Below are 16,306 nucleotides of genomic sequence, written 5' to 3' on the forward strand. Positions count from 1 at the left end.
GCGCTACCTCAGCACCCCGATCGTTTTCGCCTTTACGAGATCCCAGTCGATCTCCGCGCCAACGCCTGGGCGCTCGAACGCGTCGATCGTGACGGTGCCGTCGGGCTCGATCTCGATGTCGTGCACGAGGCCGAATTTCTGCGCCCCGTCAGGCAGGAGCACCTCGAAGTACCGCGCGTTCGGCAGCGCCATCATGAGCTGGAGCTGCGCGACGTTGTTCCAGGAATTGCCGCCATGGTGCACCTCGAAGGTGGTGGCGAAGGCCTCCGCCAGATGCGCCGCCTTGTGGAGCGGCGTGAGCCCGCCCTTCACCGCGATGTCGCCGCGCAGATAGTCAGTCGCGCCCCGCACCAGCCATTGCGTGAACGCCTCGAACCCGCCCGAGCTGTACTCGGTGGCGAGGATCGGGATGTCGAGCTTCCGGCGCAGCGTGACATAGTTCTCGATGTCGTCCTCGCCGAGCGGGTCCTCGTACCATTCGAAGCCGAGCTCCTCGAGGACGCGGCCGAGCCGCATCGCCTCGGGCAGCCTGTGCATCATCATCGTGTCGATCATCAACGTCATCTCCGGCGCGGCGCGGCGCACGGCACGGCAGAGCGAGATCGTCGCCTCGACGTCTGCGGGCGGGTGGAGCTTGTAGGCGCGGAAGCCGCGCGCGCGCACCTCCTCGAGCTGCGCGAGATAGGCCGCCTCGTCCCCGAGCGAGCCGGAGCTCGCATAGGCCGGGATACGCCTACGGAACGAGCCGATCATCTGGTGGATCGGCAGGCCCGCCACCTTGCCGCCAAGGTCCCACAGCGCGGTGTCGAGCGCGCCGATGACGCGGTAGGTGACGCCGCGGCGCGCCTTGTTCATCGCCTGCCACAGCGCCTCGCGCGCGAGCGGGTCCTGCCCCATCAGCCGGGGCTTCAGGCTCTCGACAAGCATCGTGGCGTCGAGATGCGCGGGCCGGAACGAGGCGCCGAGGAAGGAATGGCCGGTGATGCAGGCATCGGTCTCGATCGCGACGACGCCGATGTCGCTCCGCCCCACGGTCGCCGGATTGGCGGTGCCGTAGCGCACTGCCGGAATGTTCTCCCATGCGACCATGGTGACCGTGATGTCGGTGATGCGCATCCGTCGTTCCTCCCGTTTCGTGGCGCGCATGCTCGGGGCGCATGGCGGCACCGGTCAACCCGCGGGGTTGACGCACCATCCATGCGGCGGGAACGTCGCTGCAACGACACGAAGAGGGAGGAAGCAATGCGCCGCATCGTCATCGCGCTCGCGCTCGGCCTCGGGTTCGCCCACGCTGCGCAGGCGGAATGGCCCGAACAGCCCGTCCGCATCGTCGTGCCGGCCGCACCTGGCGGGCCGACCGACATCGCCGCGCGGCTGCTCGGCCAGTATCTCGCCCCACGCCTCGGCCAGCCCGTCGTGATCGAGAACCGGCCGGGAGCTGGCGGCAACATCGGCACCCAGGCCGTCGCCTCCGCAGCACCGGACGGCTACATGCTGCTGATGGCGAGCTTCTCCAACGCCGCCAACCCGGCGCTGTTCGAGCGCCTTCCCTACGACACGCGGCGCGACCTCGTTGCCGTGAGCCAGGTCACGCATGTGCCGGTGATCCTCACCGTGCCCGCCGCGTCGCCGGCGAAGACGCTCGGCGAGCTCGTGACGCTCGCGAAATCGGGCAATCTCACCTACGGGACGGGCGGCGTCGGCACCTCGAGCCACCTGATCGCGGAGCTGTTCAACCGTGCGGTGGGCATCACCGTTCCGGTCGCGCATTATCGCGGGGCTGCGCCGGCGAACCAGGACCTCGTTGCCGGCCGCGTCTCCTACCTGTTCGACAACCCGCAGACGGCGCTGCCGCTCCTCTCCGCCAACCGCACGCGCGCACTGGCCGTGACGACGGCGGAAAGGCTTCCAGAGCTGCCGGACGTGCCGACGCTGTCGGAGACGGTCCAGCCCGGCCTGGTCGTCACCTCCTGGCACGGCATCATGGCGCGGGCAGGAACGCCCGAGCCGGTGCTCGCGCGGCTTGCCCGCGACATCGCCGCGGCGACCCGCGACCCCGAGGCGGCTTCGCGCTGGAAGGAGCTCGGCGTCCAGCCCGTCGGCTCGTCCCGCCAGGAGTTCGCTGCCTTCTTCGAGGCGGAGCTGGACCGCTGGGCGCGCGTGGTGCGCGAGGCCAACATCAAGGTCGAGTAGCGCCTACCGTTCGACCACCCGGTTGCCCCACGGGTCGGTCACGGGGCCCTCGAGCGCCGCGTCGAACGCCACCTCGACGAGGCCGCGCACGCCCTCGGGGCGGCGGCCTGCGCCGCGGCTTCCCCAGGCATTCGCCGCCAGGTGGTGGTGATAGCCGTTTCGCGCGAGGAACACCGCGGCGTCGGCATAGTGGGCGCTGACCTCGAGGCCGGCAACGCCCGTCCAGAACCGTTCCGCCTCCGCGACGTTACCGACGCGGAGATGCACGTGGCCGATCACCGTGCCCGCGGGCGCGGTCGCTGGAACGGGCCCCGGAGAGGCTTCGGCAAGAGCGCGAAGGTCGAGCGGTTCCGTTGCCATCACCACCTGGCCGCCCTGGCGCTGCCAGGTCTCCGGCGCGCGATCGGCATAGACCTCGATGCCGTTGCCCTCGGGGTCGGAGAGATAGATCGCTTCCGATACGAGATGGTCCGACGCACCTTCGAGCGCTACCCCCTTCTCCGCGATCGCGCGAAGCCACAGACCCAGATCGCGGCGCGAGGGGAGAAGGAAGGCGGTGTGGAACAGCCCGGCCGAACCGCGCGGTGCGGGCGGCGCAGCAGGGTCGGCGATCAGGGTGAGCAGGCGTCGTCCGCCCACGCCCAGCGCCGTCTCCGTCCCGTCGCGCGCAATGTCGTCGAGCCCGATCACCTCGCGGTAGAAGCGCGCGACCCGTTCGGCATCGCCAACCCGGAGCGTGAGCCCGGCGATGAGCGTGTCCGTCCGGGTGTCCCTCTGGCCAAGCGTTTCGGTGGTCATGGCGTTCTCCTTCTCGGAGCACCATGCGCCTGCCGGGCAGCGAAAGGGAAATCGCCGCCGCGGATGCCGCTTATCGGCCCAGGAGGTCCGCTACCCGAAGCGGCCGGAGCTTGGAAACCCCTTCCAGGGGAGCCGCCCTGCGGCGGCGCGGTGGCCCATCCATTCGGCGAGCTCGGCCTTCGCCCGCACGCTCACCCGGTTCTCGCCGAGGCGCACGGCAAGCCCCTCCGCCATGGAGAAGGGCTTGGCGTCGGCGAGCCCGCCATCCTTGAACTTCTGCAGCGCAACGCCCTTGCCCCTGGCCAGCACCGGCAGCTCCTCGAGCGGGAAGATCAGCACCTTCCGGTTCTCGCCGATGGTCGCGACATGGTCGGCCCCCTCGGGGATCGGGGCGCAGACGACCGCCTCCTCGCCGGGGTCGAGCGTGATCACCTGCTTGCCGGATTTCGTTCCGGCGACGAGCTCCGACGCCTCGACCACGAACCCCTTCCCCTGCGCGCCCGCCACGAGGAAGCGGCCCTCGGTCCCCTGAACCTGGAGGTCCAGAAGCGCAGCATCGTTCGGCAGGTCGATCAGGAGGCGGATCGGCGTGCCGTCGCCGCGGCCACCCGGCAGCTTGTCGACAGCGATCGTGTAGGCCCGGCCGTTCGTTCCGAAGGCGAGGAGCCTGTCGGTCGTCTCGGCATGGATGGCGGCGAAGAGATGGTCGCCATCCTTGAACTTGAGGCCGGAGACATCGGCCAGATGCCCCTTCATGGCGCGGATCCAGCCCTTCTCGGAGTAGACGACGGTGACGGGCTCGCGCACCGTCAGCGCCTCCTCCACCGCCTCCGCTGCCGCCGCCGGCGCCTCGGCGAAGCGGGTGCGGCGCGTGCCCAGCGTTCCGCCGCCGAACTTCTTCCGGGTCTCCTCGATCTCGGCCGCGATCGCCGCCCAGCGCTCCTTCTCCGAGGCGAGCAGCGCGCGCAGCCGCTTGCGCTCGCCCGAAAGCGACTTGTGCTCTTTCCTGATCTCCATCTCCTCGAGCTTGCGCAGGGAGCGGAGCCGCATGTTCAGGATCGCGTCGGCCTGGATCTCGCTGATCGTGAAGCGCTTCATCAGCACCGGCTTCGGCTCGTCCTCGGTGCGGATAATGCGGATCACCTCGTCGAGGTTGAGATAGACGGCGAGATAGCCCTCAAGCACCTCGATCCGCCGCTCGGCCGCGGCGAGGCGATGGCGCGAGACGCGCTCGAGCACGACATGGCGATGGTCGAGCCAGGCGCGAAGACACTCCTTCAGCGACATCACCCGCGGCGTGCGCGTCGCGTCGAGCACGTTCATGTTCAGCGATACGCGGCTCTCGAGCGCGGTGGCGCGGAACAGGCTCTCCATCAGCACCTCGGGGTCGACCGTCTTGGCGCGCGGCTCGAGAACGAGGCGCACCTCATCGGTGCTCTCGTCGCGCAGGTCGGCCAGAAGCGGCAGCTTCTTCTCCTCCATCGCCTGCGCGATCTGCTCGACGAGGCGCGCCTTCTGCACCTGCCAGGGGATCTCGGTGACGATGATACGCCAGGTGCCGAACTTGCCCTCCTCCACCTGCCACTGCGCACGAAGCCGGAACGATCCGCGCCCCGTCTCGTAGGCCGAGCGGATCGCCTCCCGCGGCTCGATCAGCACGCCGCCGGTGGGGAAGTCAGGGCCCTTCACGAAGCGCATGAGCTGCGCGACCGACGCATCGGGGTTGTCAATCAGGTGCAGCGCGGCGGCGCAGAGCTCGCCGGCATTGTGCGGCGGGATCGAGGTGGCCATGCCCACCGCGATGCCCTGCGCGCCGTTGGCGAGCAGGTTCGGGAAGGCGGCGGGAAGGACGACCGGCTCCTTCTCCTCGCCGTCATAGGTGGCGCGGAAATCGACCGCGTCCTCCTCGATGCCGGCGAGCAGCGCCTGCGCCACCTCCGTCAGCCGCGCCTCGGTGTACCGCATGGCCGCGGGGTTATCGCCATCGATGTTGCCGAAATTGCCCTGGCCCTCGACGAGCGGGTAGCGCTGCGCGAAATCCTGCGCGAGCCGCACCAGAGCCTCGTACACCGCCGCGTCGCCATGTGGGTGGAACTTGCCGATCACGTCGCCGACCACGCGGGCGCACTTCTTGAAGCCCGAGGCCGGGTCGAGCCGGAGCTGGTGCATCGCCCAGAGAAGCCGGCGGTGCACGGGCTTGAGCCCGTCGCGCACGTCGGGAAGCGAGCGTGCCATGATGGTCGAGAGCGCGTAGGCGAGGTAGCGCTCCGACAGCGCGTCGGCGAGAGGCGTGTCGAGGATGTCGCCACCCGTCAGGTCGATCGGCATGGTGGAGTCGCTCTCCTGGGGTTCGGGCCGGACAGTTAGCTGAAGCGGTCGGCCAATCTCAACCGCGCCGGAGGCAGGGGGAGGTTGCGCAGGCCGAACACGTCCCGGCCAAGGAAATGCGCCGTCAGCCGCAGGCCGGCAGCGACGTCCCCGGGCGCGATCGCGGCGTTGCCGAGAAGGAAGGGCGGGAGCGGCAGAAGCCGGTCCAGCCAAGGGCCTGCGGCGCCGCGCGAGACGGCACGGCCGGTGCGCGGCGAGACGAAGGCAAGATCGTCCGGCTGGCCCGTCACCGCGCAGACCGAGAGGTCAAGCCCATAGCCGAGCTCGGCGAGCAGCGCCACCTCCCAGCGCACATAGTCGGGCGCCAGCGCGTCCCCCTCGCCGATGCGGTCCATCAACGCCGCGAGCCCGCCATAGGCGAGCGGGTGCGCCTCGTGCTCATGCAGCGCGCCTTCCGCCACGGCGCAGGCAGAGGAGAGAAGCGCGAGCGCGCCGGCATCGTCGAGCGCGCGGGCGGCTGCGGCATCCTCGAGCTCACCCGTGAAATGCCCGAGCTGGTCAGCGAGCCGGGCCGACCAGCGCATTGCGAGGCGATTGCCTGGCTGCCACACGCCGCGCCCCGCCTTGCCCTGGCCGCCGCGCACATGGCCGCGCCAATGCCCGTGTTCGCGGGAGAGCACGGAGGCGAGCGCGTGCCCCTCGCCATGCGCCCGCACGGCGAGCACGATCGCCTCGTCCTCCCAACCCTCCATGCCGCGCTCAGTCGGGCTCGAGCCCGAGGTCGCGAAGTCGATCCTTCTCCTCGTCCCAGCCCGGCCTGTGCAGGACGGTGAGGAAGAGATGCACCGGCCGCTCGAGCTCCTTCGCGAGCTCCGTGCGTGCGGCAGCGCCGATCGCCTTCAGACGTGCCCCGCCCTTGCCGATGATGATCGCCTTCTGCCCTTCGCGCGCGACGCAGATGGCAAGCCGCACGACGACCGAACCGTCCGGCTTCTCCTCCCAAACCTCGGTCTCGACCGTGGTGCCGTAGGGCACTTCCTCATGCGTCTGGCGGAAGATCTGCTCGCGCACGATCTCGGCGGCGAGAAGCCTGTCCGTCTGGTCGGTCAGCTCGTCCTCTGGGTAGAGGAACGGGCCTTCCGGCATCGCGGCTGCGAGGCGGTCGAGAAGCGTCTCGACGCCGTCGCCCTTCTCCGCCGAGATCATGAAGGTCTCGCCGAAGGGAGTGAGCTCGTTGAGCTTCGCCGTCAGAGGCAGGAGCTTCGGCGGCGAGACAAGATCGACCTTGTTGAGCACGAGCCACACGGGCCTTGCCGCCTCGCGCAGCCTCGCGGCGATGGTGCGTACGTCGTCTGCGAGCCCCCGCTCGGCATCGACGAGGAAGAGGGTGATGTCGGCATCGGTCGCGCCTGTCCAGGCGGCGCGGACCATCGCGCGGTCGAGCATCCTGCGCGGGCTGAAGATGCCCGGCGTATCGACGAGCAGCACCTGCGCCCGCCCCCAGGCGCCCTCGCGCGGCACGATGCCGAGGACGCGGAAGCGCGTCGTCTGCGGCTTGGGCGAGACGATGGCGAGCTTCTGCCCCGCGAGCCGGTTCAGCAGCGTCGACTTGCCCGCGTTCGGCGCGCCGATGATCGCGGCGAAGCCGCAGCGTGTGACCCCGCTCATCCGTCCCCCTTCTCGAGCAGCGCCAGGAGCGAGGCGGCCGCCGCCTTCTCCGCCGCCTGCTTCACCCCCGCCTCCGCTTCCGCCCATGTGTCGCGGCACGAGGCGCGCACCCGGAACGTCGGCGCGTGCGAGGGACCGGAGGTGGCGACGACACGATACTCGGGAAGCCCGAGCCCGCGCCCGAGCGTCCATTCCTGCAGCGCCGATTTCGGATCGCGCGGCGCATCGACCACCATCTCGGGTGCAAGGGCGCGGCGGATGAAGCCGCGCGCGGCCTCGAGCCCCGCATCGAGATAGAGCGCACCGATCATCGCCTCCACCGCATCGGCGAGGACGGCGGGGCGGTCGCGCACACCTGCCCTGTCATCGCCCGGTGCGACGGCGAGCAGCGCGCCGAGGCCGAGCCGCCCGGCAACGGAGGCGAGCGAGGGTTCGGCGACGAGATGGGCGAGCCTTCGGCCGAGCGCACCCTCGCGTTCGGCAGGAAAACGCTCGATCAGCCATTCGGCGACGACGAGGCCGAGCACGCGGTCGCCCACGAACTCGAGGCGCTCATTCGAGGCGAGCCCCTGGTCCCGCCCCTGGCTGAGGCCGCTGTGCGACAGCGCCTGGGCAAGAAGCGCGCGATCGTTGAAGGCATGGCCGAGGATCGCCTCCGCGGCGGCGAGATCCGCTTCCGCGGGGGAGGACGAAGGCGCTCCGCTGCCGCGGCGGCGCCTCACCGCACCATCTGGAAGAACCGGCCAAGGCGCCAGTTCAACGGGTTGAAGGCGGTTCCCTCGTGGCTGAAGAAGATGATCTCCGCCCGCCCGATCAGGTTGTCGATCGGGATGTAGCCGACGCCGCCTGCGGAGAAGTCGCGGCTGTCGGAGGAGTTGTCGCGGTTGTCGCCCATCGCGAAGACGTGGCCGGCCGGCACGCGGAACTCCTCGGTGTTGTCGAAGCGCTCGGTGTCTGAGAACTCGCAGATCGCGTGGCTGCGGCCGCCCGCGGCTGCGGGAAGCGTCTCGATGTAGCGGCGCGAGCGGATGCGCACGCCCGTGCCGTCATCCTCGCAGAGGCCCGCAGCCTCGCGCCTCACCGCCTCGCCGTTGAGATAGAGCACGCCGCCGATGACCTGGATGCGGTCACCCGGCAAGCCGACGATGCGCTTGATGTAGTCGGTCGCGTTGTCGCGCGGCCAGCGGAACACCGCGACGTCACCGCGCTCGGGCATGGAGAACAGGATGCGCCCCTGCCACAGCGGCGGCGAGAACGGCATCGAGTAGCGCGAGTAGCCGTAGCTGAACTTCGAGACGAACAGGTAGTCGCCCACCAGCAGCGTCGGCACCATCGAGGAGGAGGGAATGTTGAACGGCTCGAAGGCGATGGTGCGAATGCCTATCGCGATCAGGCCGGCATAGACGATCGTCTTGACCGTCTCGAGCCAGCCGCCGCCCTTGCGCTTGGCCATGGATGATCCGCGTTCGGATGGTGAATGGGATGCCGGCATCAGGCCGGGCATCTCGAAGGGTAACCGTGGGGGCGGCTTTGCCCGCCGCCCGGGCGCTTGTCAAGCAACGGCGGCGCTCACGCGACGCGCATCGGCAGCGCCGGCGCGGCGGAGAGGCTGATCACCACCACCGCCTGGGCGTAGGGATACTCGTCGGTCATCGTCAGGCTGATCGCGCTCGCCATGCCCTCGGGCGTGAGCATCGCGAGGCGCGCGGCAGCCCCGCCGGTGAGCGAGAGCGTCGGCTGGCCGGAGGGGAGGTTCACCACCTCCATGTCGCGCCAGAACACGCCGCGGCGAAGCCCCGTGCCGAGGGCCTTGGCGCAGGCCTCCTTGGCGGCGAAGCGCTTGGCGTAGGTGGCGGCGGCACCTGGCCTGCGCTCCGCCCTCGCCCGCTCGCGCGCGGTGAAGATGCGCAAGGTGAAGCGCTCGCCGAAGCGCGCGAGCGTCTCCTCGATGCGCCGGATGTCGCAGATGTCGGAGCCGAGGCCGATGATCATCGCGAGCCTCCGTCAGGCTGCCTTCCGGGCGCGGGCCTCGTCCATCAGCGCGCGCATGCGGCGGATCGCGGGGCCGAGGCCGAGGAAAACCGCCTCGCCGATCAGGAAGTGCCCGATGTTCAGCTCCATCAGCTCGGCGATCGCCGCGACGGGCCCGACCGTCTCGAAGCCGAGGCCGTGCCCGGCATGCACCTCGAGGCCGATCGAGGCGCCGTGGCGCGCGGCGGCGGCGAGGCGGGCAAGCTCGCGCGCCCGCGCCTCGCCCTCGTGCTCGCAATAGGTACCCGTGTGAAGCTCGACCACCGGGGCGCCGACCGCGCGCGCGGCGTCGAGCTGGCGCGGATCGGCCTCGACGAAGAGGCTCACCCGCATGCCGGCCTCGGCGAGCCGCGCGACATAGTCCTTGAGCGCGGGAATGTTGCCCGCGACGTCGAGCCCGCCCTCCGTCGTGCGCTCCTCGCGCTTCTCGGGAACGAGGCAGGCGGCATGCGGGCGCAGCCGCGTCGCGATCGCGGCCATCTCCGCGGTCGCCGCCATCTCGAAGTTCAGCGGCACCTGGAGCGCGGCCATCAGCCGCTCCATGTCGCCGTCGCGGATGTGGCGGCGGTCCTCGCGCAGATGCGCGGTGATCCCGTCCGCCCCGGCCTCGACCGCGAGCAGGGCAGCGCGGACCGGGTCTGGCGCATCGCCGCCGCGGGCGTTCCGGATCGTCGCCACATGGTCGATGTTCACGCCAAGGCGAAGCTTGCCCTGCATTGCCTCACTCCTCTCAGGCGCGCGCGCGCTCGACGCTCGTGATGTGCTGGCTCGCGCGCAGCGCGGCGATGATGTCGCCGAGATGGCGAAGGTCGCGCACGTCGAGGTCGACGAGCATCTCGAAGAACTCGGGCGTGCGGTTCACGATCTTCAGATTGACGATGTTGCCCTCGCGCTTGGCGATCACGTTCGTCAGCGTCGCGAGCGAGCCAGGTTCGTTGGTCGTCACCACCGCCAGCCGGCCTGTGTGGCGCTGCGCGAGCCCACCATCGCTGTCCCAGCCGACATCGAGGAAGCGCTCCGGGGTGGCCGCGAAGCTCTCGAGCGTTGGGCAGTCGCGCGTGTGGATCGTCACCCCCTTGCCCGTGGTGACGATGCCGACGATCGGGTCGCCCGGAAGCGGGTGGCAGCAGCCGGCGAAGTGGATCGACATGCCCGCGACGAGGCCCGAGATCGGCATCGCCGCGCGGCCGTCGCGGCCAGGTGCACCGGGCGTCGGTCCGGCCGGCTTGGCGCGGCCGCGCGCGAGCGGCATCACGAGCGAGGAAGGGCGCGGCGTGGGGCGGAGCTCGGGGTAGGCGGCGAGCACCACCTCGCGCGGCCCGAGGGCACCGGAGCCGACGGCCGCCTGGAGATCCTCGACCGAAGGCTGCTTCAGTGCCTTCAGCACGCCCTCGAGCACGGCGGCACCACCTTCGACGCCTTCCTGGCGGAACGCCTTCACGAGGGCAGCGCGACCGGCCTCGACATTCTGCGCCCGCGCCTGGGCATGGACGAAGCGGCGGATGCGCGCCCTTGCCTTGCCCGAGACGACGAAGCGCTCCCAGGCCGGGTTCGGCGTGTGCCCGCGCGCGGTGACGATCTCGACCTGGTCGCCGTTGGAGAGCTCGGTCTTCAGCGGAACGATCCGCCCGTTCACCTTGGCGCCGACGCAGGTGTCGCCCACCTCGGAATGCACCGCATAGGCGAAGTCGACCGGCGTCGCGCCGCGCGGCAGGGTGATCAGGTCGCCCTTCGGCGTGAAGCAGAACACCTGGTCCTGGAACATCTCGAGCTTGGTGTGCTCGAGGAACTCCTCCGGACCCGAGGCCTGCTCGAGGATCTCGAGAAGCGAGCGAAGCCAGCGATACTGTTTCGGCGCCTCCGCCCCCGGCGGCGTTCCGTCCTTGTACGACCAGTGCGCGGCGACGCCGTACTCGGCGATATCGTGCATCTCGCGGGTGCGGATCTGCACCTCGATCTTCTGGCTGCTCTCGGCAAGGATCACGCCGGTGTGGAGCGAGCGGTAGCCGTTCGGCTTCGGCGTCGAGATGTAGTCCTTGAACCGCCCCGGCACGACGCGGAACGCGGCATGCACGATGCCGAGCGCGCGGTAGCACTCGTCGACCGTTCCGACGACGACGCGGAACGCCATGATGTCGGAGAGCTGCTCGAAGGCGACGTTGCGCCGGTGCATCTTGAGCCAGATCGAGTAGGGGCTTTTCTCCCGGCCGGTGATCTCCGCGCGGATGCCGTGCTCTGCGAGAAGACGCTTGAGGTCCTCCGTCACGCGGTCGATCACGTCCGCGCCTTCGCCGCGCAGGAAGGCGATGCGCGCGAGGATGGAGGCGCAGGCGTCTGGCTGGAGCTCGCGGAAGGCGAGGTTCTCGAGCTCGGTCTTGACCGCATCCATGCCGATGCGCTCGGCGAGCGGGGCATAGATCTCGAGCGTCTCGGCGGCGATCCGCCTGCGGCGGCTCTCCTCGCGCACGAAACGCAGCGTGCGCATGTTGTGCAGACGGTCTGCGAGCTTCACGAGCAGGACGCGGATGTCCTCGCTCATCGCCAGCACGAGCTTGCGGAAGTTCTCCGCCTGCTTGGTGCGGTCGGACTGGAGCTCGAGCCGGGTGAGCTTGGTCACGCCATCGACGAGGCGGGCGACATCGCGCCCGAAGCCCTTCTCGATGTCTGCGAGCGTGACGGGGGTGTCCTCCACCACGTCGTGCAGGAGCGCGGTGACGATGGAGTTCGTGTCGACGCGGTAGCCCGTCAGGATCTGGGCGACCTCGACGGGGTGGGTGAAGTAGGGGTCGCCGTTGTCGCGCGTCTGCTTCGCGTGCGCCTTCTCGGCGAAATCGTAGGCGCGGGAGATGATGTCGCCGTCGGCCTTGGGGTCGTAGGTGCGGACCTGGGCGACGAGATCCGCCCGCATCGCATCGACCTGGGCGGCGGACCCGTCAGGCATCGGCGCACCGGGATCGGGCCGCCCGCGTGGCGGCAGGGCCTGCGCTTCGGCCGCCCTGCCCCTCTGTCATCCGCGGCCCGCTCAGCCGCCGCCGAGTTCGCGGGCGATCGCGGCCTCGATGTCGTCCTCGGGTCCGGCATCGCCGCCGGCCTCCTCCGCCGCAACCTCCTCGGGGGAGATGTCCATGCCGGCGAAGATGTTGCTCTCGGTCGGCAACAGGTCCATGACCTCCTCCGACGAAGGCTCGGGCTCGGGCACGCGCTGCAGGCTCTTGATCAGGTCGGCCTGGAGCCCGTCGAGCGGGACCGTCTCGTCGGCGATCTCACGCAGGGCGACGACGGGGTTCTTGTCGTTGTCGCGCTCGAGCGTCAGTGCCTCGCCGCGGCTGATGTTGCGCGCGCGCTGGGCGGCGAGCATCACGAGCTCGAAGCGGTTCGGGATCCTCTCGACGCAGTCTTCCACGGTGACGCGCGCCATGCGCTCGACCCTCCGGTAATGACCCCATGGGGCGGATCAGATGAAATAGCGTGCTGCGGCGCGGCAATCAAGCGCCAGCGCGCCGTCAGGCCTCGCCCGGAGCCTGCCCGAGGGGTCGGCACTCCGCCCGGTCCGCCTCCGGCAGGGCATGGATCATCGCCTCGACCGTCTCGCCGCTCACCGGATGGCGCCAGCCGGGGGCGACCTCCGTGAGCGGCATAAGCACGAAGGCCCGGCCGGCGAGCCGGGGGTGCGGCAGGATGGGGGCCTTGTCGTCGCGGACGATGCCATCGAGGTCGAGCAGGTCGATGTCGAGCGTGCGCGGGGCATTGCGCTCCCCCCTCACCCGGCCGAACCGCGACTCGATGCCGTGCAGCGCCGCGAGCAGGATCGAGGGGTCGGCCCGCCCCTCGAGGCGGCAGACGGCGTTGACGTAGCGCGGCTGGTCGGAGGCAGGCACGGGCGCGCTGTCCCACAGCCCGGACAGCGTTCCGCCCGTTATGCCTGGCAGTGCAACGAGGGCGTCGAAGGCGCGTTGGATCGTCTCGGCTGGCGCCGATCCGTCAGGGGTGCGAAGATTTCCGCCGAGGGCTATGAGGATCACTCTTCATCTTTCGGACACGATGCGGTTAGCTGGCCTACGTCATCTGTTGACGGGATTCGGCGCCGTTGACCCAGCGGGTGTACCATTCAGTTGCACGGCATGACCATTGCCGGGTGAGGAGTTGTCAATGTTCCACGAAAAAGAGCGAGTCGCCGTCTTCATCGATGGCGCGAACCTCTATTCTGCCTCACGCACCCTCGGGTTCGACGTCGACTACAAGTCACTGCATGCGTACTTCAAGAACAAGGCGTATGTCGTTCGCCTGTTCTACTACACCGCCGTGCTGGAGACCGAGGAGTACACGCCGCTGAAGCCCCTGGTCGATTGGCTCGGCTACAACGGCTACTCGGTGGTGACGAAACCGGCGAAGGAGTTCACCGATTCCACCGGGCGCCGCCGCGTGAAGGGCAACATGGACATCGAGCTTGCGATCGACATGCTCGAGATGGCCCCGCATGTGGAGCACATCGTCCTGTTCTCCGGAGACGGCGACTTCCGCCGGCTGATCGAGGCCGTGCAGAGGAAGGGCGTGCGCGTGACCGTGGTCTCGACGATCAAGACCCAGCCCGTGCTGATCGCCGACGAGCTTCGCCGCCAGGCAGACCAGTTCGTCGATCTTGCCGACATCATGGGCGAGTTCACCCGCCGCATCGTACCCCCGCGCGACCGTGACGCGCCGCGCGAGGCAGCCCCCTCGCTCGGACGCGACCGCGGCGAGGGCGTCGCCGCCACCGGCCGGACGTTCACGGTCGAGACGGTCGGCGGTACGCCGCGGCCGACGCCGGACGCGCCCTGGCGCGGCCTTCCCGAAACCGGCAACACCTGACCGGTCACCACCTGACCGGCCTTCCCTCGCCGCCTGAGCCGGATTGCCGGCTCTGCGCGCGCCTGGCCGCGTTCCGCGACGACAATCGTCGCCGGTTCGCGGCCGACCCGGAAGGCCCCTGGCACAACGCGCCCGTTCCCTCCTTCGGCCCGCTCGGCGCGCCCCTCCTCATCGTCGGGCTCGCACCGGGCCTGCGGGGCGCGAACCGGACGGGGCGGCCCTTCACCGGCGATTGGGCGGGCGATCTCCTCTACGCCGCGCTGCTGCGGTTCGGCCTCGCCTCAGGCACGTATGACGAGCGGGCCGATGACGGGCTGGTGCTGACGGGGGCGCGCATCTGCAACGCGGTGCGCTGCGTGCCGCCAGAGAACAAGCCAACCCCGGCAGAGATCGCCACCTGCAGCCGGTTCCTCGCCGACGAGATTGGCGCGATGCCGGGCCTTAGGGTGGTCCTCGCCCTCGGGGCGATCGCGCATGGTGCGGTGCTGCGCGCGCTGGGGCAGAGGCTGTCGGCGCACCGCTTCGCCCACGCCGCGCTCCACACGCTCGCCCCTGGGCTCGTGCTGGCCGACAGCTATCATTGCAGCCGCTACAACACCAATACCGGCCGATTGACTGAATCGATGTTCTTCAACGTATTCGAGCAGATCATTCCTATCCTGCATGAGAAACGCTGACGCGTCCTCCCGCCCGTCCGTGCCACCGGTGTGGCTGCTCGCTGCGCTGATCTCGCTCGGACCGCTCTCGACTGACCTCTACCTCCCTGCCCTGCCAGCGATTGCCGACGCCTTCGGAACCGACGCAGCGGGGGTCCAGTGGACGCTGTCGGGCTTCCTTCTCGCCTTCGCTCCGAGCCAGCTGGTCTACGGACCGATGGCAGACCGGTTCGGCAGGCGCCCGGCCATGCTCTGGGGGCTCGGCCTGTTCCTCGCCGGAACCGCCGCCTGCGCCGTCGCGCCGACGTTGGGGCTGCTCGTGCTCGCCAGGCTCGTCCAGGCCATCGGCGCCTGCGCCGGTCCCGTCGTCGCGCGTGCCGTCGTCCGCGACACCGTGCCGCCGGAGCGTGCGCCGGCGGTGTTCGCCACCATGGCTGGGCTGATGTCGCTCGCCCCCGCCATCGGGCCCGTGCTCGGCGGGGCCGTCACCGCCCTGTCGGGCTGGCGCGCGACCTTCGTGCTGCTCGGCCTCGTCTCAATCCTGGTGAGCGTCGCCGCAACCCGGCGGCTCGCCGAGACCGCGCCTGCGCTCGACCGCGCCGCCCTCGACCCCGCCTCGCTCCGGCGCGCCTATGGCGGGCTGGTCGCCGACCGGTGGTTCCTCCGTCACGCGCTGGTGGCGACGGCGAGCTACACGGGCCTGTTCTGCTTCATCTCCGGCAGCTCGCACGTCATCCAGCGCGGCCTCGGCATCGGACCGGGCGCGTACGGGCTCGTCTTCGCCTCGGCCGTCGGCGGGTATCTCGCAGGAAGCCTTCTGGTGCGCCGGCTTGCCGGGCGAATCTCGCCGCGGCGGATGATGCAGGTGGGCTCCGCCTGGTGCCTCGTCTGCGGCTGGGCAGGGCCTCTCTCGCTCGCGTTCGCCGGGCCGAGCCTCGCGACCGTCGCGCTTCCGCTGATCCTCTACATGGTCGGCTTTGCCGTGGTCCAGCCGAACGCCCAGGCCGGGGCGATCGCGCCCTTCCCGGCGATGGCGGGCCGGGCCTCTGCCCTGCTCGGCTGCCTGCAATGGAGCCTCGCGGCCCTCGCCGGCCTCGCCCTCGGCAGCGTTCTCGACGAGCAAGGCTGGGCGATGGCGCTCGGGATCGCGCTCTCGGGCTCCGCCGCCTTCGCCCTCGTGCTCAGCCTTCCGGAGGAGCCGTCCCGCTCAGGCTGAGGGGGCGGCGAGCGCCTGCTCGATCGCGCGGCGGATCGTGCTGCTCTCCGGCGCCGTCGAGGCACCCCAGGAGCCGGCAATGCGCCCGTCCCGCGCGACGAGGTACTTGTGGAAGTTCCAGCGCGGCGGCGAAGCAGCGTTGGCGGCCCAGCGGTAGAACGGATGCGCCTCGCGCCCCGTCACGCGGGTGATCGCAGCGAGCGGGAACTCGATGCCGAACTCCACCTCGCAGAAGGTCTTCACCTCCTCGTTCGTCGCCTTCTCCTGCCGGAAATCGCCGGACGGGACGCCGATCACCGAGAAGCCGCGCGGGCCGTAGGTCTCGTGCAGGGTGCGAAGCCCGGCATACTGGTTGGTGAAGCCGCAGAACGAGGCGGTGTTGACGACGAGCAGCACCTTCCCGCGGAACTCCGACAGCGGAAGCGGTTCGCCCTCGATGCTCTCGAAGGTGAAGTCCCACGCGACCGAGGCGGCCGCCGCGGCCGGATCGGGGCGGAAGGGCGCGAGCGCTGCGCCAAGGGCGGCAAACATGCCGAGGCTTCGTCTCACCTGGTCCACCATCGCGATC

The 16,306-nt window shown here is 70.2% G+C and carries 17 protein-coding genes; 4 read left to right on the plus strand and 13 right to left on the minus strand.

Annotated elements, in window-relative coordinates; genetic code table 11:
• Positions 1–3 precede the first annotated feature (3 nt).
• Positions 4–1,116, minus strand: a complete 1,113-nt coding sequence (locus FIF60_RS06390; RefSeq protein WP_144185017.1) for an enolase C-terminal domain-like protein — start codon at positions 1,114–1,116, stop codon at positions 4–6.
• 126 nt (positions 1,117–1,242) lie between these two features.
• Here FIF60_RS06390 and FIF60_RS06395 point away from each other — a divergent pair, with 126 nt between their 5' ends.
• Positions 1,243–2,193, plus strand: a complete 951-nt coding sequence (locus tag FIF60_RS06395) for a Bug family tripartite tricarboxylate transporter substrate binding protein (RefSeq protein WP_158639092.1) — start codon at positions 1,243–1,245, stop codon at positions 2,191–2,193.
• A gap of 3 nt (positions 2,194–2,196) precedes the next feature.
• Here FIF60_RS06395 and FIF60_RS06400 read toward each other — a convergent pair whose 3' ends face one another.
• From FIF60_RS06400 to folK, 11 genes are all read right to left on the minus strand, one after another.
• The gene (locus FIF60_RS06400) at positions 2,197–2,991 is read right to left on the minus strand and encodes a VOC family protein (RefSeq protein ID WP_144185020.1); all 795 of its coding nucleotides are present in this window, start codon (positions 2,989–2,991) and stop codon (positions 2,197–2,199) included.
• A 90-nt stretch (positions 2,992–3,081) separates the two neighbouring features.
• On the minus strand, positions 3,082–5,319 hold the full coding sequence (gene parC, locus FIF60_RS06405; protein WP_144185022.1) for a DNA topoisomerase IV subunit A: 2,238 nt from the start codon (positions 5,317–5,319) through the stop codon (positions 3,082–3,084).
• 35 nt (positions 5,320–5,354) lie between these two features.
• Positions 5,355–6,071 (minus strand): DNA repair protein RecO, encoded by a 717-nt coding sequence (recO, locus tag FIF60_RS06410; protein WP_144185024.1) that lies wholly within the window; start codon positions 6,069–6,071, stop codon positions 5,355–5,357.
• A gap of 7 nt (positions 6,072–6,078) precedes the next feature.
• Positions 6,079–6,987, minus strand: coding sequence for a GTPase Era (era, locus tag FIF60_RS06415; RefSeq protein ID WP_144185026.1), 909 nt, complete (start codon positions 6,985–6,987; stop codon positions 6,079–6,081).
• Positions 6,984–7,709, minus strand: coding sequence for a ribonuclease III (rnc, locus tag FIF60_RS06420; RefSeq protein WP_144185028.1), 726 nt, complete (start codon positions 7,707–7,709; stop codon positions 6,984–6,986). Before rnc ends, era begins: the two co-directional genes overlap by 4 nt.
• The gene (gene lepB / locus FIF60_RS06425; protein WP_144185030.1) at positions 7,706–8,440 is read right to left on the minus strand and encodes a signal peptidase I; all 735 of its coding nucleotides are present in this window, start codon (positions 8,438–8,440) and stop codon (positions 7,706–7,708) included. Before lepB ends, rnc begins: the two co-directional genes overlap by 4 nt.
• Positions 8,441–8,556: 116 nt before the next feature.
• Positions 8,557–8,979, minus strand: coding sequence for a holo-ACP synthase (acpS, locus tag FIF60_RS06430; protein ID WP_144185032.1), 423 nt, complete (start codon positions 8,977–8,979; stop codon positions 8,557–8,559).
• Between the two features lie 12 nt (positions 8,980–8,991).
• Positions 8,992–9,735, minus strand: a complete 744-nt coding sequence (locus tag FIF60_RS06435) for a pyridoxine 5'-phosphate synthase (RefSeq protein WP_144185034.1) — start codon at positions 9,733–9,735, stop codon at positions 8,992–8,994.
• A gap of 13 nt (positions 9,736–9,748) precedes the next feature.
• Positions 9,749–11,959: a RelA/SpoT family protein gene (locus FIF60_RS06440; protein WP_144185036.1), complete on the minus strand. Its 2,211-nt coding sequence runs from the start codon at positions 11,957–11,959 to the stop codon at positions 9,749–9,751.
• An 81-nt stretch (positions 11,960–12,040) separates the two neighbouring features.
• Positions 12,041–12,436 carry a DNA-directed RNA polymerase subunit omega gene (rpoZ, locus tag FIF60_RS06445; protein ID WP_144185038.1) on the minus strand — a complete coding sequence of 132 codons (396 nt, stop codon included), beginning with the start codon at positions 12,434–12,436 and terminating at the stop codon, positions 12,041–12,043.
• An 85-nt stretch (positions 12,437–12,521) separates the two neighbouring features.
• A complete protein-coding gene (gene folK / locus FIF60_RS06450; protein ID WP_144185039.1) occupies positions 12,522–13,040 on the minus strand; it encodes a 2-amino-4-hydroxy-6-hydroxymethyldihydropteridine diphosphokinase in 519 nt (172 codons plus the stop codon).
• A gap of 127 nt (positions 13,041–13,167) precedes the next feature.
• On the opposite strand from folK, the gene FIF60_RS06455 reads away from it, so the two are divergent.
• From FIF60_RS06455 to FIF60_RS06465, 3 genes are all read left to right on the plus strand, one after another.
• A complete protein-coding gene (locus FIF60_RS06455; RefSeq protein WP_144185041.1) occupies positions 13,168–13,866 on the plus strand; it encodes a LabA-like NYN domain-containing protein in 699 nt (232 codons plus the stop codon).
• A gap of 62 nt (positions 13,867–13,928) precedes the next feature.
• Entirely contained in the window at positions 13,929–14,543 is a 615-nt protein-coding gene (locus tag FIF60_RS06460) for a uracil-DNA glycosylase (protein WP_456305142.1), read from the plus strand.
• The gene (locus tag FIF60_RS06465; RefSeq protein WP_144185046.1) at positions 14,530–15,738 is read left to right on the plus strand and encodes a multidrug effflux MFS transporter; all 1,209 of its coding nucleotides are present in this window, start codon (positions 14,530–14,532) and stop codon (positions 15,736–15,738) included. The genes FIF60_RS06460 and FIF60_RS06465 overlap by 14 nt, the downstream gene beginning before the upstream one ends.
• On the opposite strand, the gene FIF60_RS06470 is transcribed toward FIF60_RS06465, so the two are convergent.
• Positions 15,730–16,299 carry a glutathione peroxidase gene (locus FIF60_RS06470; RefSeq protein WP_204251124.1) on the minus strand — a complete coding sequence of 190 codons (570 nt, stop codon included), beginning with the start codon at positions 16,297–16,299 and terminating at the stop codon, positions 15,730–15,732. The genes FIF60_RS06465 and FIF60_RS06470 overlap by 9 nt on opposite strands.
• Positions 16,300–16,306 lie beyond the last annotated feature (7 nt).

The organism is Elioraea rosea (genome assembly GCF_007644105.1).
Lineage (GTDB): Bacteria > Pseudomonadota > Alphaproteobacteria > Acetobacterales > Acetobacteraceae > Elioraea_A > Elioraea_A rosea.